The 25,308-nt window shown below is 36.9% G+C and carries 27 protein-coding genes and 2 riboswitches; of the genes, 17 read left to right on the top strand and 10 right to left on the bottom strand.

Annotation, left to right across the window (positions count from 1 at the left end; translation table 11 throughout):
* The first annotated feature begins 108 nt into the window (after positions 1-108).
* The 3 genes from FA727_RS07795 to FA727_RS07785 all read left to right on the top strand — a co-directional run bounded on the left by FA727_RS07795 (position 109) and on the right by FA727_RS07785 (position 2,485).
* Entirely contained in the window at positions 109-1,650 is a 1,542-nt protein-coding gene (locus tag FA727_RS07795; protein WP_281280865.1) for a class I adenylate-forming enzyme family protein, read from the top strand.
* Positions 1,651-1,768: 118 nt separating this feature from the next.
* Positions 1,769-1,963 (top strand): IDEAL domain-containing protein, encoded by a 195-nt coding sequence (locus tag FA727_RS07790; protein ID WP_136830339.1) that lies wholly within the window; start codon positions 1,769-1,771, stop codon positions 1,961-1,963.
* 84 nt (positions 1,964-2,047) lie between these two features.
* A complete protein-coding gene (locus FA727_RS07785; protein WP_136830338.1) occupies positions 2,048-2,485 on the top strand; it encodes a hypothetical protein in 438 nt (145 codons plus the stop codon).
* A 31-nt stretch (positions 2,486-2,516) separates the two neighbouring features.
* Here the strand turns inward: FA727_RS07785 and FA727_RS07780 are convergent, their stop codons facing one another.
* Entirely contained in the window at positions 2,517-3,104 is a 588-nt protein-coding gene (locus FA727_RS07780) for a TetR/AcrR family transcriptional regulator (protein ID WP_136830337.1), read from the bottom strand.
* Between the two features lie 179 nt (positions 3,105-3,283).
* Between FA727_RS07780 and FA727_RS07775 the strand changes: the two genes are divergently transcribed.
* Positions 3,284-4,429: a CaiB/BaiF CoA transferase family protein gene (locus FA727_RS07775; protein WP_136831041.1), complete on the top strand. Its 1,146-nt coding sequence runs from the start codon at positions 3,284-3,286 to the stop codon at positions 4,427-4,429.
* A gap of 42 nt (positions 4,430-4,471) precedes the next feature.
* Here FA727_RS07775 and FA727_RS07770 read toward each other — a convergent pair whose 3' ends face one another.
* From FA727_RS07770 to FA727_RS07755, 4 genes are all read right to left on the bottom strand, one after another.
* A complete protein-coding gene (locus FA727_RS07770) occupies positions 4,472-4,801 on the bottom strand; it encodes an ArsR/SmtB family transcription factor (RefSeq protein WP_136830336.1) in 330 nt (109 codons plus the stop codon).
* Positions 4,802-4,807: 6 nt separating this feature from the next.
* Positions 4,808-6,577 (bottom strand): SulP family inorganic anion transporter, encoded by a 1,770-nt coding sequence (locus FA727_RS07765; protein ID WP_136830335.1) that lies wholly within the window; start codon positions 6,575-6,577, stop codon positions 4,808-4,810.
* Between the two features lie 330 nt (positions 6,578-6,907).
* Complete coding sequence (locus FA727_RS07760; RefSeq protein WP_136830334.1) at positions 6,908-7,807, bottom strand: MerR family transcriptional regulator; 900 nt, start codon at positions 7,805-7,807, stop codon at positions 6,908-6,910.
* Between the two features lie 276 nt (positions 7,808-8,083).
* Positions 8,084-9,571: a diguanylate cyclase gene (locus FA727_RS07755; RefSeq protein WP_136830333.1), complete on the bottom strand. Its 1,488-nt coding sequence runs from the start codon at positions 9,569-9,571 to the stop codon at positions 8,084-8,086.
* A gap of 176 nt (positions 9,572-9,747) precedes the next feature.
* On the opposite strand from FA727_RS07755, the gene FA727_RS07750 reads away from it, so the two are divergent.
* Entirely contained in the window at positions 9,748-10,740 is a 993-nt protein-coding gene (locus FA727_RS07750; protein ID WP_136830332.1) for a zinc-binding dehydrogenase, read from the top strand.
* Positions 10,741-10,826: 86 nt separating this feature from the next.
* Positions 10,827-11,618 (top strand): ABC transporter ATP-binding protein, encoded by a 792-nt coding sequence (locus FA727_RS07745; protein ID WP_136830331.1) that lies wholly within the window; start codon positions 10,827-10,829, stop codon positions 11,616-11,618.
* Positions 11,619-11,633: 15 nt separating this feature from the next.
* On the opposite strand, the gene FA727_RS07740 is transcribed toward FA727_RS07745, so the two are convergent.
* Positions 11,634-12,824: an MFS transporter gene (locus tag FA727_RS07740; RefSeq protein WP_136830330.1), complete on the bottom strand. Its 1,191-nt coding sequence runs from the start codon at positions 12,822-12,824 to the stop codon at positions 11,634-11,636.
* 229 nt (positions 12,825-13,053) lie between these two features.
* Between FA727_RS07740 and FA727_RS07735 the strand changes: the two genes are divergently transcribed.
* Positions 13,054-14,415 carry an aspartate kinase gene (locus FA727_RS07735; protein WP_136830329.1) on the top strand — a complete coding sequence of 454 codons (1,362 nt, stop codon included), beginning with the start codon at positions 13,054-13,056 and terminating at the stop codon, positions 14,413-14,415.
* A 120-nt stretch (positions 14,416-14,535) separates the two neighbouring features.
* On the opposite strand, the gene FA727_RS24380 is transcribed toward FA727_RS07735, so the two are convergent.
* Positions 14,536-14,709 (bottom strand): hypothetical protein, encoded by a 174-nt coding sequence (locus FA727_RS24380; RefSeq protein ID WP_170209247.1) that lies wholly within the window; start codon positions 14,707-14,709, stop codon positions 14,536-14,538.
* 213 nt (positions 14,710-14,922) lie between these two features.
* Between FA727_RS24380 and FA727_RS07730 the strand changes: the two genes are divergently transcribed.
* The 4 genes from FA727_RS07730 to FA727_RS07715 all read left to right on the top strand — a co-directional run bounded on the left by FA727_RS07730 (position 14,923) and on the right by FA727_RS07715 (position 18,244).
* Positions 14,923-16,131 (top strand): alanyl-tRNA editing protein, encoded by a 1,209-nt coding sequence (locus FA727_RS07730; RefSeq protein WP_136830328.1) that lies wholly within the window; start codon positions 14,923-14,925, stop codon positions 16,129-16,131.
* A gap of 157 nt (positions 16,132-16,288) precedes the next feature.
* A complete protein-coding gene (locus FA727_RS07725) occupies positions 16,289-16,891 on the top strand; it encodes an alpha/beta hydrolase (protein WP_438646610.1) in 603 nt (200 codons plus the stop codon).
* A 195-nt stretch (positions 16,892-17,086) separates the two neighbouring features.
* A riboswitch (TPP riboswitch) is annotated at positions 17,087-17,186 on the top strand.
* A 68-nt stretch (positions 17,187-17,254) separates the two neighbouring features.
* Entirely contained in the window at positions 17,255-17,848 is a 594-nt protein-coding gene (gene thiT / locus FA727_RS07720) for an energy-coupled thiamine transporter ThiT (RefSeq protein ID WP_136830326.1), read from the top strand.
* Positions 17,849-17,908: 60 nt separating this feature from the next.
* Positions 17,909-18,016, top strand: a riboswitch (SAM riboswitch).
* 84 nt (positions 18,017-18,100) lie between these two features.
* On the top strand, positions 18,101-18,244 hold the full coding sequence (locus tag FA727_RS07715; RefSeq protein ID WP_136830325.1) for a Fur-regulated basic protein FbpA: 144 nt from the start codon (positions 18,101-18,103) through the stop codon (positions 18,242-18,244).
* On the opposite strand, the gene FA727_RS07710 is transcribed toward FA727_RS07715, so the two are convergent.
* Entirely contained in the window at positions 18,225-19,118 is an 894-nt protein-coding gene (locus FA727_RS07710; RefSeq protein WP_136830324.1) for a VanW family protein, read from the bottom strand. The two genes, FA727_RS07715 and FA727_RS07710, sit on opposite strands and share 20 nt — an antisense overlap.
* Before the next feature lie 341 nt (positions 19,119-19,459).
* On the opposite strand from FA727_RS07710, the gene qoxA reads away from it, so the two are divergent.
* From qoxA to qoxD, 4 genes are read left to right on the top strand one after another with little or no spacing between them, the layout of a single operon-like run.
* The gene (qoxA, locus tag FA727_RS07705; RefSeq protein ID WP_136830323.1) at positions 19,460-20,374 is read left to right on the top strand and encodes a cytochrome aa3 quinol oxidase subunit II; all 915 of its coding nucleotides are present in this window, start codon (positions 19,460-19,462) and stop codon (positions 20,372-20,374) included.
* A gap of 49 nt (positions 20,375-20,423) precedes the next feature.
* On the top strand, positions 20,424-22,373 hold the full coding sequence (gene qoxB / locus FA727_RS07700; RefSeq protein ID WP_136830322.1) for a cytochrome aa3 quinol oxidase subunit I: 1,950 nt from the start codon (positions 20,424-20,426) through the stop codon (positions 22,371-22,373).
* Entirely contained in the window at positions 22,370-22,966 is a 597-nt protein-coding gene (gene qoxC, locus FA727_RS07695) for a cytochrome aa3 quinol oxidase subunit III (protein ID WP_136830321.1), read from the top strand. The genes qoxB and qoxC overlap by 4 nt, the downstream gene beginning before the upstream one ends.
* A gap of 1 nt (position 22,967) precedes the next feature.
* Positions 22,968-23,249, top strand: a complete 282-nt coding sequence (gene qoxD / locus FA727_RS07690) for a cytochrome aa3 quinol oxidase subunit IV (RefSeq protein ID WP_136830320.1) — start codon at positions 22,968-22,970, stop codon at positions 23,247-23,249.
* A gap of 21 nt (positions 23,250-23,270) precedes the next feature.
* On the opposite strand, the gene FA727_RS07685 is transcribed toward qoxD, so the two are convergent.
* Together FA727_RS07685 and FA727_RS07680 are read right to left on the bottom strand one after the other, a co-directional pair.
* On the bottom strand, positions 23,271-23,528 hold the full coding sequence (locus FA727_RS07685; RefSeq protein WP_136830319.1) for a hypothetical protein: 258 nt from the start codon (positions 23,526-23,528) through the stop codon (positions 23,271-23,273).
* Positions 23,529-23,746: 218 nt separating this feature from the next.
* On the bottom strand, positions 23,747-24,316 hold the full coding sequence (locus FA727_RS07680) for a cell wall hydrolase (RefSeq protein WP_136830318.1): 570 nt from the start codon (positions 24,314-24,316) through the stop codon (positions 23,747-23,749).
* Between the two features lie 250 nt (positions 24,317-24,566).
* Between FA727_RS07680 and FA727_RS07675 the strand changes: the two genes are divergently transcribed.
* Both FA727_RS07675 and FA727_RS07670 read left to right on the top strand, forming a co-directional pair.
* Entirely contained in the window at positions 24,567-24,926 is a 360-nt protein-coding gene (locus FA727_RS07675) for an aminoacyl-tRNA hydrolase (protein ID WP_136830317.1), read from the top strand.
* A gap of 75 nt (positions 24,927-25,001) precedes the next feature.
* Positions 25,002-25,289: a hypothetical protein gene (locus tag FA727_RS07670; protein ID WP_136830316.1), complete on the top strand. Its 288-nt coding sequence runs from the start codon at positions 25,002-25,004 to the stop codon at positions 25,287-25,289.
* The last annotated feature ends 19 nt before the right edge of the window (positions 25,290-25,308 follow it).

Here is a 25,308-nt window from a genome sequence, read left to right as displayed (position 1 = left end):
AAATTATCTAAAAATTATTTTACATCATCAAAATGTAAGCGCTTAAACACGAACGTGGATGTGTTAAAAAAAGAACAAAATATTCGTCTAACTAGGAAAAGGAATAAGATGAGGAGGGATGTTATGAATCTTTTTCAAAGCTTAGAAAGAAACGCTCGAAGTAAATCAAATAAAACAGCTATCATTTTTAATAATAATATTCATACGTATTTAGAGTTCAACGAAGAGGTGAATCGAATCGCTCATGCTCTTATCAATTACGGGGTGAAAAAGGGCGATAAGATTTCTATTATGATGAAAAACAGTGATGCGTTTATTTTTGTTTTCTATGGCATCCTAAAAGCAGGAGCTGTAGCGGTACCTATCAATTTTCGCTTAACAGCCCATGAGGTTCGATATATTTTGGACGATTCAGATTCCGTTCTTGTATTTGTGGATGAGGAATTTGCCGAAACAGTTGCAAAGGCCCGAGAAGGAAATGAAAAGCTTCAGCTACAGATTATTGTTGGAGAAAAAGCAGAGGAGCAGCAAATTAGATTAGCTGACTTCAAAAGCTCATTGACAACAAATCCTGATTTAGAGGTATTAGAATCTGACGATGCCGAAATTCTATATACATCAGGCACAACTGGTCTCCCAAAAGGTGTTTTATTAGATCATCATCGAGTACTTCATGTAGCATTTATGATGACGATTACGATGAAAATTGGTACAGAGGACAACCTTCTTCATGTTGCACCATTATTCCATTCTGCTCAACTGAATCTATTTTTAGTATCTGGTACCTTCCTTGGTAGTACACAGGTTGTTCAGCAGGATTTTCATCCCGTTGAAACTCTAAAAATAATCTCTACTCACAAAATTTCACTCTTTTTTGGAGTACCTACTATGTATAACTTCTTTCTTCAAGTCCCTAAAGGAATGTTCGACGTTTCAAGTGTCACACGCTTAGGTTATGGAGCTGCTCCAATGCCAAATGCGACTTTACAAAAATCGATGGAGATGTTTAATACTGATCAATTCTTTAATTTGTGTGGTCTGACTGAAGGGGGGCCAGGTGGTATATTCCTCACCCCAGAAGGGCATAAAGCGAAATTTGGCGTAAGTGGAAGAGCCAACCATTTTACCGATGCTAGAATTGTAGATGAAGCTGGGGGCGATGTGAAGCCTGGGGAAGTAGGTGAATTTATCATTAAAGCCGAAACCATTATGAAGGAATATTATAAGAAGACTGAAGAAACGAGGAAAACACTTAAAGATGGATGGTTATATACAGGGGATTTAGCCACGATCGATGGGGAAGGGTACATCACGCTTGTTGACCGGAAAAAGGATATGATTATCTCCGGTGGGGAAAATGTCTATTCCACCGAGGTAGAACAAGTTCTCTATAAGCATCCAGATATATTAGAGGCGGCGGTTATAGGGATTCCACATGAAGTATGGGGAGAAACGGTTGCGGCTATCGTTGTTCCAAAAGAAAATAAGAAGATTGAGCACGAAAACTTGTTGCTATTTTGCCGTCAGGAGCTAGCTGGATACAAAATTCCAAGAGTTGTTTATGAAATGGAGCAACTTCCAAGGAACGCGTCTGGTAAAGTATTAAAATACAAGCTGAGGGAGTCTTATCAAGGAACTCCTACAATCTAAATGAAGCGGTAATCTTTTGAAATTGTCCACCTATGTGTTAAAAAACACCAATTTAAAATGATTGAATTGTTTGATAATTGATGATATAATTTTAAAAAGCATAGGGAGTTGATTTCCAATGAATAAGGATTTGCTTAAGTTACCTGAGCCAACAGTCGCAGAACAGTTATCCGTGTTAGCCGAGCAGATTTTGAATGAGTCTCTACTGGAGTACAGAAAAGAGAAGCTACGGGAGGAAATCGACCAATCCTTACAAGAACGAAACAAAGATGAATTTCTTCGTTTATCTTCTGAATTAAACTCAATATCCTAAATCATTATTTCGGACTGTCTGGTACACACCAGCAGTCTTATTTTTTAGAAATTTTTGGATATACTAGTCATGAGGTGGTTATCGATGACTAGAAAAATTTTCACTATTGTCATACTCTCGTTCATTTGTTTACTCAGTCTACAAGTCCAAGCCCATGCTGAAGGAAAAGCCGAAATTTTTCACATTAATAAGGGAAAAGTTATCAAAAAAGTTCCTATGAATAATGTTATTCACAAAGAGACTGAAACCATCATCCAAAGTGTAACTGACTTGTATAGAGAATTAGAACCAATTCCACAAAAAGGGTATATGGTGAAAATTCCATTGGACCCAGCTATTATGGTGAAAAATCAATGGATGGAAGATTTAGTTAGTGAGGTCATTGTGATTTTTCCTGAATACGAAAATCCGCATTTGATGGTGTTCAATGATGAGAACATGCCCTATTTTTTTAGGTTTAATGGTTCTGTTGATAAATTGCTAACGAAGCTCGACCTGAAATTTGATGGTCAGAGAGAGTAATTTAATAGCCCCCATTTGGGGGCTATTAAACTCATAATAAAATTTTTAATAAATAGGCAGAAAATGCATTTGAAATTTCTTCACTGGATTTCTCACCCTCTGGTCTGTACCATTCTTGGATCCAGTTTAAAGCTCCTAGAATAATCATTCTGACCATTTTTACATCCACATTCTGAAACTCTTTTAATCGAATTCCTTCAAGTAATATTCGGTCGAAATACTGAGCATACTTCGTTCTTGAAGCAAGAATCTCTTGTAAATATTCATCTGTGAAATGTTGATTCGGCTTATCCATAACCATGAACATTGATTTTTCAGAAGTAGCTAGCTGAACATGTGCCTTTATGGCGTTCGTTAATTTTTCCGTCCATGTCAGAGGACTATTAAGGATCTCCTCCATTTGACCAATACTCTTTTCCATAATCATTTGATGACAATGAAAGAGGAGATCATCTTTGTTTTTAAAATAATAGTACATTGAGCCTTTTGTCATTAGAAGCCTTGCTGCTACTTCCTCCATAGTTGTACCATGGTAGCCCTTTTCAGCAAAAATAGCCGCGGCAGAGCGAAGAATTTCTTCCTTCTTCTTCGCAATTTTTCTTTCCTTAAAAGAGGACATCGTATATCTCCAATCTATTAATAATTCAAATTATTTTGCTTACTATCATATAAAAATCAAAAGTAAAAGTCTATGGAAATTTCCAAAACACCTACTTACCAACAGTTCGAAAATTAACCGTTTGTATAATTAATGGAAAATTGTTAAAATTTATTAAAAAGGAGATGTTGTACTTGTCAATGCCACTTGAGGGAATTCGTGTACTCGATTTAACAAGGCTTCTCCCAGGACCATACGCTTCTTTAATGTTAGCAGATTTTGGAGCAGATGTAATTAAAATTGAGGATCCGAAGGTAGGAGATTATGCTCGTTGGGGAGAACCCAAAATACATAATTACAGTGCCATGTTTCACTCTTTAAATCGTAATAAGCGTAGTATGGCGCTTGACTTAAAGTCTGAAAATGGGAAAACCATATTTTTAGAATTGGTGATGACAGCGGACGTTTTAATTGAATCATTTCGACCGGGAGTGATGGAACGTCTCAACCTCGGTTACGAGGTCTTGAAAAGTTATAATCCTAAACTCATTTATTGCGCCATTACTGGGTATGGACAAACAGGTCCATTACGAGATGTACCTGGCCATGATATTAACTTTTTGAGCTATTCTGGTGTTCTTGATCTGCAAAAAGGTTCAGATGGACACCCTGTAACTTCTCCGGTCCAAATTGGCGATATCGGTGGAGGTGCTTTAATGGCTACAGTTGGGATTTTAACAGCTATTATTGAAGCCGGTAAATCAGGAGAGGGCCAATTCGTCGACATTTCCATGCTTGATGGAACGATATCATGGATGCAAACAACCTTGCCCAATTATTTGGCAACCAATGAACGTCCGGTAAATGGAGAGCTCCTTTTAAGTGGTGGAATGGCATGTTATGAAATCTATGAAACGAGAGATAAACGTTTTCTATCTGTGGGGGCTATTGAACCTAAGTTTTGGATAAATTTCTGTAAAGTCATAGGGAAAGCTGAACTAATCTCTCAGCTAAATGCTTCATTCGAGGAACAGAAACGAATGAAAATGGAAATTCAATCTGCTATTGAAAAGAAAACTCTACAGGAATGGGTAGTACTATTTCAAGATGTAGATGCGTGTGTGTCGCCTGTACTTACGATTGCAGAAATGGTAGAGCATCCTCAAATTTTACAGCGACAGATGATAGAGGAAGTACAAGATTTAAACTCACTGCCGATTCGACACATTGCTAATCCTATTAAGCTATCAAGAACTCCCGCGATAGACTTTCGTAATCCTCCCGATCTTGGGGAACATAATGAAGAGGTTCTGGAGGAACTGGGGATTATAAGAGACCTGAAATAATATAGATAAAGTGCCTAGACCAAATGGAATAGGCACTCTTTTTCATTCTTCATCATTAAATTTATCAAGCATTGAAATCGCATCGACAAGGTGATTGTTAAAAATTTGACGGGCAACCTGTAGTAATTCTATTATCATTGGATCACGTAATGTATAAATCACACGATTCCCGTCTTTCGTCCCCGAAACAATATTCTTCGATCTTAACACCGTTAATTGCTGTGAAACAGCGGACCCTTCACTTCCAAGTATGCTCTGGATTTCATTCACACTTTTTTCTCCCTCAGCCAAAACCTCTAAAATGCGAATACGTAATGGATGGGCTAATGCCTTGAAAAAATCCGCCTTAAATTGTTGTAAATCTTGGTTCAATAGTTGTTACCTCACTTCCTGTGTAGACAATTCCGGTCTACTTTCTTCTGACATCGTGGCTGCATTTGAAAACTTCGTACACTCCCTAAAAATAAAGTGTTTGCAACCAAGACATTTATTCCGATTTAGCTGTGTTAGTGCATATTCAATGGCTTCTCCCGTATGTTCAAAGAAATGCTCTTCGCCAACTACATCATACAATCCTGTCTTTTTCAATACTCTTTTTGGTTGATGTCTCAGTCCTGAAATTAAGACAACACCAGGTTGTGAAAAATGCTGTACGATATTTGTTAAGTGCATATCTCCAGTTGTATCCATAAAAGGGACCCTCCCCATTCTTAAGAGGAGCACTCTAGGTTGATCATTTATTGTATTCATGATCGTTTGTGCAAAGGTTTGAGCTGCCCCAAAGAATAAGGGCCCTTCAACATTGTAAATAGTGATTTGAGGACAGTCTCTTGTGTCAGTGAGCATTTGAGTTTCAATTTTTGATTGTTTTGAATTATGGTTTGGTAATGCCTTTGCAGTTACCATATGATCACTCATGCGTTTAGTAAATAGAATAATAGCGAGTATAAGTCCTATTTCGACAGCGGTAGTTAAATTCATGAAGACAGTGAGTAAGAAGGTTACGACTAGAACAAGAGAGTCTTCCGTTTTTGTCTTCAGTACTTGATAAAAAACCTTCCGTTCACTCATATTCCATGCAACAACCATTAAAATCGGTGCCATACTTGCTAGAGGTATTTTAGATGCAAACGGTGCAAATAGTACTAAAATTAATAGTACCACAACGCCATGGATGACTCCAGAAATTGGAGAAACGGCACCATTTTTAATATTGGTAGCCGTACGAGCAATTGCTCCTGTTGCAGGGATTCCTCCGAATAAAGGAGTGATCATATTGGCAATCCCTTGACCAATGAGTTCACGATTACTATGATGCTTGCTATTTGTCATTCTATCGGCAACGACTGCTGATAGTAAAGATTCTATACCTCCCAAAATCGCGATAACAAAAGCTGGTCTAATCAGCTGAACAATTTTCTCATAGGTTAACTCAGGTAAATGAAAGGTTGGTAGCGTATTGGGGATTTTGCCATAGGTAGAGCCTATTGTCGCTACCTCACTAGGATAAGAGAGAGTGGCGATTATGGTTGATAGGACCAAACCCAAAAGGGCAGCTGGAATCTTAGGTACAATCCTTGGTGAAAAGATTATCACGATAAAACAGATGATTGCAGTTAAGATGCTAAATCCGTTAACCGTATGAATATGCTTCACGATTTCTTGTAAATTATCAATAAATAATTCATGGTTTTCAACATTACGAAGTCCAAGTAGATTGGCGATTTGTCCGACAAAAATAATGACTGCGATACCAGTCGTAAAGCCAATGGTAACGGGTCTAGGAATAAATTTGATTAAAGAACCTAGTTTGAAGATACCCATTAATAACAGCATGATTCCTGCCAAAAATCCTGCAATTAATAGATTTTCATAGCCATAGGTGATGACTACACCAAATAAAATAGGGATGAATGCTCCAGTAGGTCCACCAATTTGGAATTTAGAGCCACCTAATAAGGAAATGAGGATTCCAGCAATAATTGTCGTATAAATTCCGTATTCAGGTTTAACTCCCGAAGCAATGGCAAAGGCCATTCCCAAAGGAATTGCTATGACCCCAACAACTAATCCCGAAAATACATCCTTTTGAAAGCTTTGAACATTATAACCCTTGAACCTTCCAGTGAATAACCATTTCTGTTGCATGAACAACCCTTCTTCATTTGTTATATTAGTATATCTGAATCTTTGAATATACTATTATATGAATCTACATCGATTTAACAAAATTGTCAAAGTATTTTTCAGAAAACAGGTGATGTTTTTTAATAAGAGATTTAAGGTGTTAGATCAAGAAAAGTAAAAGGCTATCCCATAGGCCATTGAATATGTCCCTTTGGGATAACCCTTTAGTTGTGTTGTACTATCGTAAAGCGGGGATCGGTTTACAGAAAGTCGTCCTTCTTTAAAACGAAAATGTCGGACTAGTGGTTCAGAAGGACCTGTCGTTAACTACAATTCTGAGAATACGCTAACCTATTTCCAAATCTTCCACCAGCTCTTCTTTTTCGCTTTTGCTGAAGCGGCTTCACGATAACTAGCAAGCATCCCTTGAAATACTTCTTCACGATGTTGGATTTCTTCCGTAGATAGTTTCAATTCATGCATTGTGTCCAATAAACTATTTTGATTATCTTCAAGCGCAGATACTAATCGTTCAATGTCCTTCTTCGATTCAGTTAGGTTTCTTGTAAGTCTCTTTAAGCTAGAATGACTCTCTCTATTAGATGATTTTGTTGCTTCGGTCACTTTTTTCGAAATTTTATCGTAGCTGTCTGCAACCTGATCAGCTAGAATATCGAACGATTCGGAAGTCTGTTCCGAAACATTCAGAATAGCACCTGAGATATCCTGAAGATCGGCCTTACGCTTATCATTTGCCCTTTGAATGGACTTGGATATTTCTTTGATTGAATGTAGGGAACTGGAAGATAACTCATTCTTCAAATCCTCAACAATTTGCTGCTGACTAAAGATAATTTCTTGTTTAATTTCATTGACGAGTTCTTTTTTATACTCGTGGATTAACAGTTGAAAATCTTCTACAGGCGCTGGTGTAGGTGACGTTGTTTCAATTTGTGTTGCAGGAAGTAAAGTTTCGAACGATTCGGAAGGGGGTTCCGAAACTTCGGAAAAATGTTTTTGTAGTAAGGTTCGAATCATTTCTTTGCTAACATTCTGTTCCCGCATTTCTTTAATTTTCAATAATAGCTTGATTTCGTGTTCTGTAAAAAATCTTGCTCCCTGCTTTGTTCTTGGTATGATGAGTAATCCGTTCAGATCTTTTTCCCATTGTCGGATGGTCCCAGTCGGGATATTTACTTTTTTTGAAACTTCCTTAATTGAATAGGCCTTCATTACTTTGTTATTTTGCATGTTCTCAATCCCTTCAAAGGTTTTGAAATCTATATTCTTTGAAAGGGGGTGTGTTTTCCTGCTATCTGACAAAACCTATCAAAAGAAGAAAAGAATCAGCAAATTATTCACTCATTAAATGAAATTCGTAATGGTTAGGCGAACTTTTTAGAAAATATTTCTTGGGAAAGCGCAAGACTAGACAATTCCTGCGTTTCGGATGTCATTTTTTGAATTTTTATTGGTAGAGACAAGAGTTAATTGTCATATTGTGACGACGCGTGTTAAGAGGTGGAATCATAGTTTTGGATTAAAACTTACGACACGATTTCGTCCTCCTTTTTTTGCTTCGTATAACGCAAGATCTGCTTTCTCTATCAGTTCTTCTTTAGAACGAAAAGATATATTTCCCTGGGTAGCTAATCCAATGCTTATCGTTATTATCTTATTATCTGAACTAGTATTAGAAATCCTTAAAGATTCCACCACGGTGCGAATCTTTTCAGCTATTTTATATGACTCTTCGTTGTTCTTACCGATAAGAATGGCAGCAAATTCTTCCCCTCCATATCTAGCAAGAAGATGAGGGGACCTTACAATTTCTTTGACATACGAAGCAATCGTTTTGAGACAAATATCACCAGCTTGATGACCATATGTATCGTTGTATAGCTTGAAATCATCTATATCAAATAGAATAAGTGATAGAAAGGACTTATTGTGTATTGAAAGATCCCATTCAATATTTAGTCTTTCATCGAAATAGCGACGATTCGCTACACCTGTAAGACCGTCATTATTTGATAAATAGAGAAGGGATTGTTCTAATTTTTTTCGTTCAGTAATATCTCGACAAACTAGTACCACACTATTAACCATATTATTTTCAATAATTGGGGTTCCACTAATATCCACATCGCCCCACGAACCATTTGATGTACGCCAACGAATTTCTATTCTGAAAGTTTTTTTCTCATCTACACTATTTCTAAACAAAGACATTATACTAGCTCTATCCTCTGGATGAATAAGATTTCCATAAAACTCTGCATTATATTTTTTCGGCTCAATTCCATAGTTCCGAATTGAAGGGGAAACATAGGTAGTATTTCCTTCCTTATCAAGAATTGAGACAACGTCTGAAATATTATCCGTGATGGCACGGAATTTATCATCGTTTTCTTTGATTTTTCTTAGTAAATAAAGAGTTTTGCTTAGGTAATCATGCAAATAGAAAATGCAAAAAGCGCTAATACATGAAATGAGTAGGAATGAAAATATCAATCGAGAGGTTTCTCCGTCCAGTAGGATAATTCCCACTATAGTTATCGAGGAAAAACAGTAGATGTTCATATAGACCCATCTATGACGTGTTTTAAGATATGTAGAGATCATTCCACAAACAAGTGACATGTTAAAAGCATTTATCACTCCTAACAGTGTCGAAAAGGATGGCTCATCAAATAGAAAGTAGCGACTACAAGCAATAATAGCACCTGTTATTAATGCGGATGGAATTCCACCAAATAAAGCACTTACCATAATCGGAAAATGTCTAAGATCAATGAGTACATAATCTACGGTTATTCCATAGTGCATGATAATTGAACCAATTATGCCATCGATGGTACCAAATATCATTCGTTCTGATAACGGAGCTGTAGGTTTTATATCGTAAAAATTTTTATATCTTATCCGATTTCTCATAAAGAAATAGATAAGAAAACTAGAGGAAACAAAAATGGCCAGATTAGGAATTAAATCTTCTATAATATTAAGGATCATCGAATCACTACTCCAGGAAATCTGATAAAGGAAGGTGAATTACGTACCAATTTTTTTATAAATAACGGATATATTATCTGCATTTTTCGGGATTTGAATGCATTTTGTTTTTTTTCTGACAAAAGAAAAAGTATCATATAGATATAGGATAATATGTCACAAAATGGAGTGTTGTTATGAAGGCTTTAGTTCATGCAGAAATGAATGGTTTTGAAGGACTTACTTATCGAGAAATTGAAGAGGAACAACCGAAGGCTGGTGAAGTCAGAGTAGCTTTAAAAGGAGCGGGTCTTAATCACCGTGACTTATTTACATTGACTCGCCATAAAGATACAGACCCTCCACTTATAATTGGTTCAGATGGAGCAGGAATTGTCGAGACGGTTGGAGAAGGTGTTACAAATGTGCAAATAGGAGATGAGGTCATCATCAATCCAGGTCTTGGTTGGAAGGAAAATAGTGATGCACCTCCAGCAGGATTTGAGATTGTAGGTCTTCCTTTCCACGGTACTTTCGCTGAAAAAATTGTAATTCCAGCTGAAAATGCTGTACATAAACCAAAATTTTTATCTTGGGAGGAAGCAAGTGTCCTATCACTAGCTGCTCTAACTGGATACCGTGCGCTCTTTACGAGAGGAAAACTACAAGCTGGAATGAAAGTATTGATTCCAGGAATCGGAAGTGGTGTTGCAACTTTTCTTTTGCAATTTGCAAAAGCGGCAGGAGCCACCGTTTATGTTACTTCTCGTTCCAAGGAAAAATGCTCAAAAGCCCTTGAACTAGGAGCAGATAAAGCTTTTGATAGCAATGACGATTGGACAGCTGCGCTTGATGGAGAAAAGATGGACCTAATTATTGAATCTGTAGGTGCAGCAACCTTCAATAAATCTCTAGACCAACTTCGACCAGGGGGAACGATCGTTACATTCGGTGCTTCAGCTGGCGATGTAGTAGAGTTTGATTTACGTAGATTCTTCTATGGGCAATTTAATATGCTTGGTTCCACCATGGGAAGTGGCGAAGAATATCTTGAAATGCTTCATTTTATTGAGAAACATGAGATCAAGCCTGTTATTGATAGAACTTATCACCTAGGCGAATTTAAAGAAGCCTTTGAAAGAATGGAAAAAGCAGAGCAACTTGGAAAAATAGGATTTACGATAGAATAAAATAAGAGGAGTTACTTCCTCTTGTTTTTTTTTCTAATATTAATAGAAAATTCAGTTAAAACTGCACATGAAAGGATTTTATGAACATGGTCATCTCTTTAAGCAATATATCATTAAAGCGAAATAGCTCCACCATATTAAAAAATATAAATTGGGAAGTAGAACGAGGGGAACATTGGGTTCTATTTGGTTTAAATGGGGCAGGGAAAACGGCTTTGTTAAATCTTTTGAATGGCTATCATTATCCAACAAGTGGAGAGGTGTACGTTCTAGGTAAACAGTTTGGGAAAGTCGACATTCGAGAATATATTCGTAGAAAAATAGGTCTCGTTTCTTCCTCTCTACAGGAACGATTTTACAAAGAAGATAGTGCTTATGGAATTGTCTTAAGTGGTGCCTTTACATCGATTGGGCTTTATGAAACACCAAATAATGAAATGCGGAAAAAAGCAATTTCCTTATTAGAGGATCTAGGGAGTATAGAATATGCAGATCGAGCATATGAAACATTGTCTCAAGGAGAGAGACAACGCATTCTAATTGCTCGAGCGTTAATGAATGATCCTGAAATTCTCATTCTTGACGAACCTACGAATGGGCTTGATTTTATTGCCAGAGAACATTTATTAGAGGTTATTGAAAAAATTACCTTGCAGCCTAACAGTCCTACTCTTATCTATGTTACCCATCATGTCGAAGAGATTTTACCCGCCTTTACGAAGACTCTATTATTAAAAAAAGGGGAAGTGTTTTCTCAAGGTGAAACCCGGAAAATCCTATCAGAAAAGGTTTTATCGGAGTTCCTTGGAATAGAGGTTGAGGTGATTTGGAGAAATGAGAGGCCGTTGTTGAGCAAAAAGGAAAAGGCTATCCAATAAAGATAGCCTTTTATCCTATGCTCGACTTTTTCTTATGATAAGTAAATACAGAAGGATGGAGACGAATACTGATACAGCAGAGATAAGGTAGATGCTGCTGTATCCAAAGAAGAATGCGATTTGACCAAAACAGATGGCGCCAATTCCCACTCCTAAATCAAAGAATGAGAAGAAAGTGGCATTTGCCATACCTCTTCTATGTATTGGAGCATCTTTCACTGACCATGCCTGTAAGGCTGGTTGAACTGTACCAAAGCCTAAACCATACATAATTCCAGCTAAATAAAGGATAGGACTATTTGGCAGCCACCACAAAAGGAGCATTGCAATTACAATCATTGCCGTTCCTGGAATAAATACGGCCCTGTGCCCTTTTTTATCATAGAGCTTTCCAGCAAATGTCCGCGATAATAGTAACGCTAAGGCGTAAAAAAGGAAATACCATTCAATCCCGGCTACATCTTTCTGAGCGGCATAAATAGGTAAGAATGAAGCAATTCCTCCAAAAGTTACCGTGATAAAAAAGAGTAAAAGAGATGGAGGAATCGCTGATTTTTCAAATAGATCCCATTTTTTTTGCGGGATATTTACCGGTTCAACCTTCTTATAACGAATCAGTGATGAAAAAATAAGTGCAACTAATCCTAGAACCGCACAAATCAAAAAGATCTGTGTGGAGGATATTTTTCCTGCTAAGGCAAGTCCTAGTGTTGGTCCAATAGCAAGTGCAATATTACCAGATAGACCATAATAGCCCATTCCTTCTCCTCGTTTATGTACGGGAATTAAATCAGTAGCAATGGTACCGGAAGCCGTTGTTGAATAGCCCCAACCAATTCCTTGAACCATTCTCATAATAAAAAGAAAAACTAAGCTATGAATGAGTCCGTAGGAACCAACGGAGAGAACAAATATGCTTAGACCGATAGCATACACAAACCGTCTTCCTTTTGTTTCAAGTGCTTTTCCTGCGAATGGTCTAACAAGTAGAGCAGAAAAAGTGAAAATTCCAACGACAATTCCAATTAATTGATCGTTTCCACCTAATTCTTCAACGAATAAAGGAATCGTCGGCAAAGTCATTTGGAATCCGAGAAAAATAAAAAAGTTAGATAGAACAATTAAAGTAAAATCTTTTGTCCAAATCTTATCAGATTGAAATTGACCTTGACCTTGTGGCGAATCCTTTGCCATAGATTGACTCATGATGACTCCTTTCAAAACGTACCCAATAAATTATTTAGTAATCCTAAGTATTATATTACCTTGAATTATTAAAAAATCCATCTATTTGTACTTTTGAAAAACGTGTCCTCTTTGAATGTACAAATGTTCACACTAGAGAGAAAAAACTCTTGATTGTTTTACTATTTAGAGTGATAATAAATACTAAATTTTAGGATCTTGATTAAATAATAAACGAGGGATGTCTGTCATGAAGGTAGTCAAGTTTGGGGGCTCTTCATTAGCCACTGGGGCGCAATTCGAAAAGGTATTAAATATTGTTATTTCTGATCCAAAACGTAAATTTGTTGTTGTTTCTGCTCCGGGGAAACGATTTGCGCAAGATATTAAGGTAACGGATCTATTAATCGAATGTGCAGAAAAAACATTAAACGGTGAAGACAATCGTGAACTAGTTGAAACTGTGATCGAAAGATACCAGAAGATTGCCGATGAACTTAAGCTTTCCCTCGAATTCATTCAGGAATTACACAGTAATCTATCGGAGCTTTTAAATAGAGACACAACTAATAAAAACCGTTTTTTAGACGCAGTAAAAGCAAGTGGAGAAGATATGAACGCGAAGCTTGTAGCAGAATTCTTTCAAAGCAGAGGAATTGACGCAGCATATGTAAGTCCAAAAGATGCGGGGCTTCTTGTCAGTGAAGAGACAGGAAATGCACAAGTACTGCCTGAATCCTATGAGCGTTTGTACGCTTTAAGGAAGTTACCTGGTATCATTATTTTTCCAGGTTTTTTTGGCTATACGAAAAATGGAGAAGTGGCAACCTTCTCAAGAAGCGGTTCGGACATCACCGGGGCGATTTTAGCAAATGGAGTCAAAGCGGAGTTATATGAAAACTTTACTGATGTTGATGCGGTTTATTCTGCTAATCCAAATATTGTTCATAATCCTGCTGCAATTCGAGAACTTACCTATCGAGAAATGCGGGAGTTGAGTTATGCTGGTTTTTCTGTCTTTCATGATGAGGCGCTTATTCCAGCGTTTCGTGCGGGGATTTCAGTTAATGTAAAAAATACCAACAATCCAACTGCGCCAGGTACAAAAATTGTCCATATGAGAGATAACACAAATGGACCAGTTGTGGGAATTGCTAGTGACAAAGGCTTTTGTAGTATTTATGTAAGTAAGTACTTGATGAATAGAGAAGTGGGATTTGGTCGAAAGCTATTATCGATATTAGAGGACTATGGCATGTCCTATGAACATACACCTTCAGGAATAGATGATATTAGTATCATCCTAAGACAAAGTCAAATGGATAGATACACAGAACAAGATATTTTGACAAGAATCAAAAATGAACTATCAGCAGATGAAGTTAAAATTGAACATAATCTCGCTCTAATTATGCTTGTTGGTGAGGAAATGAAACAGAATGTTGGTACAGCTGCACGCGCTGCTAAAGCATTAGCAAATGCAGGTGTCAATATTGAAATGATCAATCAAGGTTCTTCTGAGGTAAGTATGATGTTCGGAGTCAAGGAAGAAAACGAAAGAATAGCTGTTAAAGCGATTTACGATGAGTTTTTTGCAGTGGTGCCAGTTTAGGAGAGGGAGAAGAAAGACAACACGTTAGTAAATTCGTGTTGTCTTTTCGTTTTTAGTGCACGTCAGTTGTGCCAAGCTATAAGTGAAAAACGGCCATAGACTATGTAACGTTACAACAATCTAGCTAGAAATACTTCTTTCAATTGCGCTGTCCCAATCTGGAAAATAGTGAAGTGCGCTTCTCATAAGGTGCGGGTTCAATTTTTTGATATGCTTCTTACTCAAGTTTGCCCCACTAGAATTTAAGCGTTTGATTTCGTTAAGTACCTCAGCCGAACTCATTGTAACATCCATTATTCCATGCCCCCCTTCCTATTAAATTATCTATAGAGTCACCTTTAGGATATTATTTATACACATTTCTGTATTTTTAGTTATATATTTTTGAATAAAATGGCACATTTTTCGCGAATATTGCTGTTATATATACGAAATCTGCTTATAATTGAAATAGATAGGTATATGATTGTTCGTATTTTAATTAAATAGTGGAAGGGACCAAGACAATTGACGGAAAAATTATATTATCAAGATGTTGACCAAAAAGAATTTGCCACACATGGCATCTATCAAAAGCAAGATGAAGATGGAAATTGTTTTGTGGTTTTGTCAGAGACGTACTTTTATCCAACTGGAGGTGGACAGCCTCATGATACTGGTACTTTAAATGGTGTAGCAGTTACAAATGTTGAGGAAATTGACGGAGAGATCCGCCATTATGTTGAAGAAAAGCTTGATCAAATAGAAGAAATTAAAGGAATCATTGATTGGAATAGAAGGTTCGACCATATGCAACAACATTCTGGACAGCATATTTTGACTGCAGCTTTTGTTGAACTTTTTGGCTTTGAAACCGTTAGTTTTCACCTCGGACAAGAGACAGCTACGATTGATATTACAACGAATGCTTTAACAGAAGACATTTTGCAGAAGGTAGAGCAAAGAGCAAACGAAATTATTCATGAAAATCATCCGATTGAAACGAAATGGGTTACCAGAGAAGAAGCACTACAATATAAATTAAGAAAGAAACTTTCTGTAACAGAGAATATTCGGTTGGTTATTATTCCTGACTATGACTATAACGGCTGTGGGGGTACACATCCTACTTCAACTGGACAGGTGAGCTCCTTGAAAATATTAGATTGGGAAAAACAAAAGGATAAAGCTCGCGTTCAATTTATTTGTGGGAACAGAGTCTTAAAGCATCTTCATTTTAAACATACGACGACTACTGAATTAAGCAGGATGTTAAGTGTTCCTGAAGGGGAATTACCGATGGCTACAAATAAGTTACTAGAAACAAACAAAGTTTTAGGGAAAACAATAGACGAGCTCCGTGAGGAACTACTACAGTATGAGGCTAATGAATTAATCGCTTCTAAGGTTGCTTTAAATGGAGAAAAAATGGTCGTTCAATTATTTCAAAATCGTACCATTCAAGAACTACAAAAGCTTGCTAGATTATTGACTAATCAAGTTGAGAAAATAAATGTGTTCTTTGTAACAGATAATGGTGAGCAGTTGCAATTTGTCTGCCTTCGCGATAAAGAAGCTAGCGTTAATATGAAAATAGTTGTTCAACAAATTTTACCTCTCATCGAAGGAAAAGGTGGAGGCAATGAAACGGCAGCTCAAGGCGGAGGAAAAGCGGTAATAACAGGCGAAGAACTCTTAAACCAAATTAAGAATATTGTTGGGGAATTGGCTGTTTAGGGCTTGAGTTTATACTCAGGCTTTTTTACGGTCAATAGAGTAATAATAGAGTAGGGGGCTTTGATGAAAAATAGAAAGGAAATAGGAAATTTGACAATCTAAATTACTTTTAATAAAATTATCTTGATTTCAAGATAAAATAGAGGGGGTTCTCTTGTTGAAATATATATTTAAACAAGGTTCAAAAGAAAAACCCACATTGCTTTTGTTACATGGTACTGGTGGGAATGAGCAAGACTTATTAAGCCTAGGAAATATGATCGATTCGGAAAGCTCGATCTTAAGTGTAAGAGGGAATGTATTAGAAAATGGGATGCCTCGTTTCTTCCGTCGCTTAGCAGAAGGTGTGTTTGATGAAGAGGATCTGATTTTCCGTACAAAAGAATTATATGATTTCTTGGATGCAGCAGCTAAAGAGCATGGATTTGATCGAAATAATGTGATTGCAATTGGTTATTCGAACGGAGCGAATATCGCAGGAAGTCTTTTGTTCCACTATGAAAATGTATTGCGTGGAGCTATTCTTCATCATCCGATGGTGCCAAGAAGAGGAGTAGAATTGCCAAACCTTCAACGTACACCGATATTTATTGGTGCCGGAGAGAATGACCCGATTTGTCCTCCTCAGGAATCAATTGAATTGGAAACTCTTTTGGCAAATGCCGGAGCAGATACAGTTATTCATTGGGAACGATTTGGCCATCAGTTAACGATGTCAGAGGTAGAAGCAGCTAAAGTATGGTATAACAAGCATTTTTGAACACCTAAAGGGGCACCGCTATTTGAAGCTTTTGCCCTTTTTCTATCCACCTAAAAGCAATCTCATTTAGCTAGAACACCTTCAATATACTAAAATGCCCAATCCATTTCTCTAATCATAATTTGCTTTTTTCTCGGTACTATTACTTCAAAAAAACTATCTTATGGGATATACTGTATGAAACATATACATAGCGGAAACCACAAGGGGAGCTTATGGCTGAGAGTGAACGTTTTGTTCAGACCCTTTGAACCTGTTAGTTAATGCTAGCGCAGGGATGTGGAAGGACGGTTAAATCGTAATCGTCTGTGACCATGTTCTCCCTTGAGGTTTTTCGTATCTAGAAAAAGGGGAGATCTTTTTATGAAAAAATTAGGTTTACTTGCAATGATTGAGGCTGCCTTTTTTGCAGCATTTGCTTTGATTTTAGACCTTTTACCTGCCATTCAATTAGGTCCATGGATTTCCATTTCATTCGCCATGGTGCCCATTTTTATTTTGGCTTTTCGTTGGGGATTTAAGGTTAGTATCTTGTCTGGCTTCATTTGGGGATTGCTTCAGGTTGCAGTAGGGGATGTTTATTTTTTAACACCTATTCAATTTGCTATTGAGTATTTCATTGCTTTTGCTTTTATTGGATTTGCGGGACTTTTCTATAAGCCAATTCAATATCTTCTACAAAATGGAGAAAAGAGAAAAGTATTACAATGGGTTATTTTAGCAATCTTTGTTGGAAGTGTAGCTCGTTATTTTTGGCATTTTCTTGCGGGCGTTATTTTCTGGGGTGAATATGCACCAGAGGGCATGTCACCAGTTATTTATTCATTAATTGTTAATGGAGGGACAATGCTTGGAGCTACAATTTTATGCTCAGTAGTCATTCTTCTCTTGTTATCAAACGCGCCGAGATTGGTTCAGCGTAAAGGAATTGGGGCAATTTTAGGAAAAAAAGCCTAATCAATTGACTTTAAAATTAATCTGATTTATATTATTCCTATAAATTTAATATGAATTATTTTCTTATCCAGAGAGGTGGAGGGATTTGGCCCTAAGAAACCTCGGCAACAGACTCATTCTATGAGAACTGTGCTAATTCCAACAAGCATATTGCTTGAAAGATAAGACGAGCGACTAAATTATAAACCTCTTCTTATTATTTGGATAAATGATAAGAAGAGGTTTTTTGTTTAGTTAAGGAGGTATAAAAGAATGAATGACGCAATTAGAAGAGATGAAATTATAGACAGATTGCTCCAGTATGGTGTCTTTAAAATAAAAGACCAACAATTGTTCGAGCTTTCACTTCAAGACTTAGAAAATGAACTAAACAGGATTACTCAGCAAAACGAGTAGGAAATTGAAGTATCCCTTGTACGTTACGAGGATGATAATTAATATCCTCAGAAGAATAGATGAACACAACCACTTGTCCACCGAATGCCCGAGCACGTATAAGTATAGGAAGGTTATACTCATTTTTGAATGCGAAATCTGGACCGTACCAGCTCACAGTTGCATCTCGGCCAGGCGGCACATATGGTACACGTTTGCTATGAGAGTAGCGCTCGGTAATTGTAACACCAGAACGATCTACTGCATTAAACAGGGTGGAGGAGACTTGGCAAATTCCTCCGCCTATTCCTTCGATTGTTTCACCTCTAACGATTTCCGGTGCTTTTTGATAACCTTTTGCTACTGTACGTTTTCCAACCACTTTATTAAAAGAAAAAATTTCTCCAGGAAAGACGACGTAATTATTAATCGCCTGGACCGCCAAAGCGATATTATGAGAGCGAGATTTATTATATGAATTATAGTATGTAATATATTGTCCAATTCGTTTTGTACGGATATTTGACAATAGTTCGCTGTCTACCTTTGGGTATTGATATATTTTTGGTACTTCGAAGGTACCGGGTCCATTTTTATAATAGAAGTCATACAACTTCTCCATAAATGCATGCTCATTAAGGCGATAACCGATTTTTTCAGGAATAATGCTACCTGCATCACTTATTGAAGCATTCTCTGGTGGTTTCTTAATTTGTTCATTAATTTGTTGGGACAATGTTTTGGATTTAAAAGGATCCAAAAGCTCTAATCCTGGTAGTTGTAAGGCTATATCTTCACGATTGATTTCTGCGATTGTCTCATCATTATCTGCAATGGTAAGAGTATTAGCTGGATTGATGAATAAGAACACACCAAAAATCCACGAAAAATTCATGATGTACCTCCAAAAGTTAGTTCACTCTCTACATGGTCGTTTTCAATTATTTTGTCGCTATTAGTGTCCGAGAATATTCTTCGTTTATTCCACAAATTATTATTCCCTAATAAGTTATGAAAATCGTGCTAATCAGAACTTAGTGAAAATTAAGGTATATGAAAGCGTTAAATAATGTAAAATAAATCCTTCGAAATTTCGTCACATTTATAACCGGCAATCTCGTGTTACTATAGTAATTGCATTTAGGCACTTAAAAACAAATATTCTATAATCCAATTTCAAATTGCTATTACATAAATGAGATTGTGATTAACTGAACAAGAAAGGAGCAAGCTTTTATGAAAATCAAATTTACTTTATTAATGATAATTTTCACTATTGTCACTGTGTTAACAGGGTGTGAACCTTTAATGGTCTTAGACCCAAAAGGTCCTCAAGCAGAAAGACAAGCATCAGACATCCTATTATCAATAGGGATTATGTCCGTTATCGTTATCATAGTGTTTGCGATATTAATCTATGTTTTGATTAAATACCGTGCTTCAAACTTACCGGAAGATTATGAGCCTCCGCATATGGAAGGGAACTTCTGGGTTGAATTAATTTGTGTCGGAGTTCCAATTATCATTGTGGCTTTCTTCTCATTTGTTTCTGTTAAAAGTAACTATATTGTTGAATCAGCTCCAGTAGGTTATGAAGAACAAGAACCTTTAGTTGTTTATGCTTCATCATCTAACTGGAAGTGGCATTTTAGTTATCCAGAACAGGATATTGAAACAGTTAATTACTTATATATTCCAACAGACAGAGCAATCGAATTTAAACTCTATTCTTATGGACCAATTACAAGCTTTTGGATTCCACAGCTTGGTGGTCAGAAATATGCCATGGCAGATATGGTCACGACGTTACATTTAGCAGCTGACGAGATCGGTGAATATATGGGACGTAATGCGAACTTCAGTGGGAAGGGATTCGCTGAAAACTCTTTCAACGTGACAGCTATGTCTTCAGATGATTTTGAAGATTGGGTGGAGGAAGTAAAGGATACGGCTTCTCCTCTAACAGAGAAAAAGTTTGACGAAATGCTTGAACCGGGTCACCTTGGTCAAATGACCTTTACCGGAACTCATTTAGAATTTTCACCACCACCTGAACATGCTCATGGTACAACAGATGCTGAGGAAAATGGTGAATCACATGAAGAACACTCTCATTCAGAAGAAAATCATTCTGAACATGAGGGTCACTAAATCGATTGTAATTTGAAAAGTAATTTTTCCCGAAAGGAGAAACAAACGGATGGAATTTTTTGAACGTTTTGCAATACCACATCCAAGTCCAGCGATATATGCATCAATGGTTGTTATTGCACTTACAGTGGTAGCCATTATCGCTGGTTTAACCTATTTTAAAAAGTGGGGCTACTTATGGCGCGAATGGTTAACAACTGTAGACCATAAAAGACTTGGTTTAATGTATATAATCTCTGCTATTCTTATGCTGTTCCGCGGTGGTGTCGATGCCATTATGATGCGTGCTCAGCTTGCGACACCTGATAGTAAGTTGCTGGATGCCCAGCATTACAACGAAATTTTTACGACACACGGGGTCGTAATGATTATGTTTATGGCAATGCCGTTTATTTTTGGATTTATGAATTACATCGTCCCATTACAAATTGGAGCTCGTGATGTCGCATTTCCTCGTTTAAATGCGATCAGCTTCTGGTTATTCTTTATGGGTGCTATGTTATTTAATATTTCATTCGTAATTGGTGGCTCACCTGACGCAGGATGGACTTCTTACTTCCCGCTTGCAGGAACTGATTTCAGTGAATCAGTGGGTACGAACTATTACATGATCGCTTTGCAAATATCTGGATTAGGTTCATTGATGACAGGTATTAATATGATTACAACGATTTTAAAAATGAGAGCTCCTGGCATGACATTGATGAAAATGCCAATGTTCACATGGTCGACTCTTGTGGCAAACTTGATTATTGTCACAGTGTTCCCAGTATTGACAGTTGCTTTAGCGATGGGAACAATGGACCGACTTTTTGCAACAAACTTTTTCACAAGTTCCAATGGCGGTATGGATATGCTTTGGGCAAACCTTTTCTGGGTTTGGGGACATCCTGAAGTATATATCTTAATTTTACCTGCCTTCGGTATTTACAGTGAAATTATTTCAACATTCTCAAGTAAAAATTTGTATGGCTATACATCAATGGTCGCTTCAATGGTAATTATCTCAGTTTTATCTTGTCTCGTTTGGGCTCACCATTTCTTTACGATGGGTCAGGGTGCTGCATCAAATAGTTTCTTCTCGATTACGACGATGGCTATTGCGGTCCCAACTGGGGTAAAGATTTTCAACTGGTTATTTACAATGTGGAAGGGGAAAATTCGTTTTACAGTTCCGATGCTGTATTCAATAGGCTTTATCCCACTTTTCACAATTGGTGGAGTAACAGGGGTTATGCTTGCTATGTCAGCAGCTGATTACCAATATCATAATACGATGTTCTTAGTGGCTCACTTCCATAATACAATTATTCCTGGTGTTGTGTTTGCGATGCTTGCTGGACTTACGTATTATTGGCCAAAAATGTTTGGATTTATGTTAAATGAAAGAATTGGAAAATGGACGTTCTGGGCACTATCAATTGGATTTGTTTTAGCGTTCTTCCCAATGTATATCACAGGATTAGACGGTCAGGCTCGCCGTATGTACACATATTCTGAATCAACAGGATTCGGACCATTAAATATGCTGTCATTCATTGGTGCAGGTATTATGGCTATTGGCTTTGTATTGATTGTCTATAACATTTACTACAGCATTCGTTATGCTCCAAGAAATATTGGAAGTGACCCTTGGGATGCTCGTACTTTGGAATGGGCTACGCATACACCAGTTCCTGAGTATAACTTCGCTATTACACCTGCGGTGAATTCAATTGAGCCGTTCTGGGATGCAAAGAAGAAGAAACATGTTTTATTCCCAGAGCCACTTAAGAAGATTCATATGCCGAATAATAGTGGAATGCCATTTATCTTGTCTGCAATATTCTTTGTTTGGGGCTTTTCGTTCGTATTTGCGATTTGGCCGCTGCTTATTATTTCAACTTTAGGTATTTTTGCTTGTTTAGCTTGTCGTTCTTTTGAAAACGACCACGGGCATTACATTTCATTAGAAGAAATAGAGGAAACGGAAGAAAAATTAGGGGGTGCAAAAAAATGAATCTAGAACACTCTCAACCTCTTGAATATAGTACGAAACAAAACGATTTAAATATTTTCGGTTTCTGGATTTTCCTTGGTGCAGAGATCATGCTTTTTGCAACGCTATTTACTTCTTATTTTGTATTAGAAAACAGAACTGGAAGCGGACCAGCTGGCTCAGAGATCTTTGAAATAACACCTGTCTTAATTGAAACTCTATTGCTTTTGACAAGTAGCTTTGTGATCGGTTTAGGTATCCACGCTATGCGTCTAGGTAAAACAAAAGCAATGATTTCATTTTTCGCGATTACGTTATTACTTGGTTTAGGCTTTTTAAGTTTTGAGATCTTTGAATTTGTTCATTATGTACATGTTGGGGCAGGAATTCAAACAAGTGCATTCACCGCAAGTCTTTTAACAACATTAGGGACTCACGGAGCTCACGTGACATTCGGGTTGTTCTGGGGAACGGCCATTATCCTTCAAGTGAAAAAACGTGGTTTAACACCTGAAACAGCAAATAAATCATTTATTTTCTCACTTTATTGGCATTTCTTAGATGTAGTTTGGATCTTTATTTTCAGCTTCATCTACTTGAAAGGAATGATGTAATATGAAAGAATTATTCCCAGCAAAACAAGTAATGGGCTTTGTATTTTCTTTGATACTCACAGCAATTGCTTTACTCGTTTATTTCTTAGACTTGTCATTCACAGCGGGTCTTACTATTTTAGTCGTAACAGCTTTTATTCAAGCATTGCTTCAATTAGTGGTGTTTATGCATGCTGGTGAAACGAAAGATAAATGGGCTATTTATGGTAATGTCTATTTTATGATTCTTATCGCTATGATTACGATATTTGGTACGCTATTCCTGTTTGTTTGGGATATGTAATATGTATATGAAAGGAGCTCATTAATGAGCTCCTTTTTTTGTATTCATCGATTTAAGATGAATTCCTTTATGTGTATTGTCAATCATTTCTTCCGTTGCAACAAAGAATACTCCGATAAGAAAAATAAAGACAGCTCCAACTATTGTACCTAAACCAATAGGTGTTAACATTCCGAAACCGCTTCCAATAAAGCCGAATAAAAACATAACCGAACCAGATAATAATAAGGTTAAACCGATATACTTAACAAGATTTAATACTTTTTCTCTTGATGTCACAATATTCAACCTCCCTTTATTTAAATTATTCAATTTGTTCACAAAAATGTCAAACTTTTTTTGAAAAAGTTTATTGACATCGATGAAGTTTAAATTTTACTTTCCGGACAATTTTTCTTTGAAATCGGTTGACTAACGAAAATTTTACGTATTTCTTGTCAAAGACTAAAGCAAAATAAATAAGCACCCCAAATGGAGTGCTTAGATATTGTTCTAGCTTATTTCGCAAATACGTGATTACCAATTGTGATGGTTACTTTTTTCGAACGTAACCATGTGTTGGTTGTTTTCTTTGGATTATAGAAGTAAAGGGAACCACTACCTTGTCCACGGAATGCTAAGGCTTCGTTTACGGCCCTCTTAGAAGTACTACTTGCTGCTTGTTTAATCGTACCATTGCTTACAGGTGTAAATTGTCCAGATTGATTAATGACTCCATTAACAGTGTTCGGAAAAAGACTACTATCGACACGATTTAAAATCACAGTAGCAACGGCTACTTTCCCTGCGTAAGATTCGCCTTTAGCTTCAGCTTCCACAAGTCTTGCTAATAAATCTTTTTCCGAAGTTGTTATCGATGATGCTGGAATCGTAATTTTTTGACCAATATTTAAATTACTATTTTTAGCATTGTTTGCTTTCATTAAGGTATTAACAGGTACACCGTAGTTGACGCCAATTTTCCAATACGTTTCACCTTTTGATACGGTATGGGATGCAGCAAAAGTACTACCTACACCTGCAAACATGATTGTACTGAATGCTATGATTGAAATTAGTTTTTTCATTTCAATACCTCCTTGGAAGTTCTCATTTACAGTAACATGATATTTTAGGAGGGACATCCTCTATTTATTTCCAACACTTTTAAACTATTGATACACGTGGGACCGTTCTTGAAAAGGTAAAGTTTGGGATTGATATTATAATATAATGATTGCTGCTTTTGATAAGTAAACTAAAAGACTCATAAACAAGAATACATAACCGTATAAATAAGATAAGTTATTTTAATTGGATGTAGGAGGGCTGGGGAGAATGGACAATGAAGTTATTCAATATTTTGTTGTAAATAGTGATTTGAAAATGGAGCCCGGAAAAGTCGCTGCACAGGTCGCGCACGCTGCAACGATTTCAACCATCAATATGGTGAGCGCGAATAATTGCCAGTTCCCTGATTACTTCGATTATTTTGTGGAATGGTACCAAGCGGGAATGAGTAAGATTGTATTGAAGGGGACTGAAACGGAATTGTTTAAGCTAAAGGAGAATGGCTTCTATTCGATAAGAGATAGGAGTTTTAGCAATATTCCGGACGGGGCACTGACGGTCGTTTCACTTCCTCCTATGCCTAGATTAATAGGTCAAAGATTTATCGGAGAATTTTCATTGTATTGATTTAAATATTCTTCTTTGCCAGTTCTAAAATCATTTTTTAAATAGACCTCATACGCCTATTGAGGGGGGATGCAAGTGGGTTCCATATTCAATCGATGGTCCTTTTATTTATCTTTTGTCTGTGTAGTTGCAATGATCTTGCTATCTACCAATTCGATGAATGACCGTTTTTTGAAGTGGTTTGGTATCCATCCTCTTGAACTTCTATTTTATTTTTGTATAGTCGTATTCTTATTAGGTGTAATCGGATTTTTTGGTGCAAGAGATTGGATAGGTGCTCTCAGGAGCATTTTTACTGTGGGATTCACTTTAGTCATCACATCATTCCTTGCTTACATTATTTATGTTGGTCATTTAGGTTGAGCTGAAGTTAGTATTATAC

It is taken from the genome of Robertmurraya kyonggiensis (genome assembly GCF_005116465.1).
Classification (GTDB): Bacteria; Bacillota; Bacilli; order Bacillales; family Cytobacillaceae; genus Robertmurraya; species Robertmurraya kyonggiensis.
Note: the sequence above shows the minus strand (reverse complement) of the source record. Positions and strands in the feature narration are given on the sequence as shown.

What these genes read in the sequence shown, in the direction of transcription:
- FA727_RS07780 (WP_136830337.1), bottom strand. Translation starts at nt 3,104, where the DNA reads ATGTCCTCTTTTAAGGAAAGAAAAATTGCGAAGAAGAAGGAAGAAATT.
- FA727_RS07785 (WP_136830338.1), top strand. Translation starts at nt 2,048, where the DNA reads ATGACTAGAAAAATTTTCACTATTGTCATACTCTCGTTCATTTGTTTA.
- FA727_RS07760 (WP_136830334.1), bottom strand. Translation starts at nt 7,807, where the DNA reads ATGCAAAATAACAAAGTAATGAAGGCCTATTCAATTAAGGAAGTTTCA.
- FA727_RS07675 (WP_136830317.1), top strand. Translation starts at nt 24,567, where the DNA reads ATGGACAATGAAGTTATTCAATATTTTGTTGTAAATAGTGATTTGAAA.
- thiT (WP_136830326.1), top strand. Translation starts at nt 17,255, where the DNA reads ATGAAAAAATTAGGTTTACTTGCAATGATTGAGGCTGCCTTTTTTGCA.
- FA727_RS07765 (WP_136830335.1), bottom strand. Translation starts at nt 6,577, where the DNA reads ATGCAACAGAAATGGTTATTCACTGGAAGGTTCAAGGGTTATAATGTT.
- FA727_RS07750 (WP_136830332.1), top strand. Translation starts at nt 9,748, where the DNA reads ATGAAGGCTTTAGTTCATGCAGAAATGAATGGTTTTGAAGGACTTACT.
- FA727_RS24380 (WP_170209247.1), bottom strand. Translation starts at nt 14,709, where the DNA reads ATGGATGTTACAATGAGTTCGGCTGAGGTACTTAACGAAATCAAACGC.
- qoxB (WP_136830322.1), top strand. Translation starts at nt 20,424, where the DNA reads ATGGAATTTTTTGAACGTTTTGCAATACCACATCCAAGTCCAGCGATA.
- FA727_RS07680 (WP_136830318.1), bottom strand. Translation starts at nt 24,316, where the DNA reads ATGAAAAAACTAATTTCAATCATAGCATTCAGTACAATCATGTTTGCA.
- FA727_RS07775 (WP_136831041.1), top strand. Translation starts at nt 3,284, where the DNA reads ATGCCACTTGAGGGAATTCGTGTACTCGATTTAACAAGGCTTCTCCCA.
- FA727_RS07795 (WP_281280865.1), top strand. Translation starts at nt 109, where the DNA reads ATGAGGAGGGATGTTATGAATCTTTTTCAAAGCTTAGAAAGAAACGCT.
- FA727_RS07715 (WP_136830325.1), top strand. Translation starts at nt 18,101, where the DNA reads ATGAATGACGCAATTAGAAGAGATGAAATTATAGACAGATTGCTCCAG.
- FA727_RS07755 (WP_136830333.1), bottom strand. Translation starts at nt 9,571, where the DNA reads ATGATCCTTAATATTATAGAAGATTTAATTCCTAATCTGGCCATTTTT.
- FA727_RS07740 (WP_136830330.1), bottom strand. Translation starts at nt 12,824, where the DNA reads ATGAGTCAATCTATGGCAAAGGATTCGCCACAAGGTCAAGGTCAATTT.
- qoxD (WP_136830320.1), top strand. Translation starts at nt 22,968, where the DNA reads ATGAAAGAATTATTCCCAGCAAAACAAGTAATGGGCTTTGTATTTTCT.
- qoxC (WP_136830321.1), top strand. Translation starts at nt 22,370, where the DNA reads ATGAATCTAGAACACTCTCAACCTCTTGAATATAGTACGAAACAAAAC.
- FA727_RS07735 (WP_136830329.1), top strand. Translation starts at nt 13,054, where the DNA reads ATGAAGGTAGTCAAGTTTGGGGGCTCTTCATTAGCCACTGGGGCGCAA.
- FA727_RS07745 (WP_136830331.1), top strand. Translation starts at nt 10,827, where the DNA reads ATGGTCATCTCTTTAAGCAATATATCATTAAAGCGAAATAGCTCCACC.
- qoxA (WP_136830323.1), top strand. Translation starts at nt 19,460, where the DNA reads ATGAAAATCAAATTTACTTTATTAATGATAATTTTCACTATTGTCACT.
- FA727_RS07790 (WP_136830339.1), top strand. Translation starts at nt 1,769, where the DNA reads ATGAATAAGGATTTGCTTAAGTTACCTGAGCCAACAGTCGCAGAACAG.
- FA727_RS07710 (WP_136830324.1), bottom strand. Translation starts at nt 19,118, where the DNA reads ATGAATTTTTCGTGGATTTTTGGTGTGTTCTTATTCATCAATCCAGCT.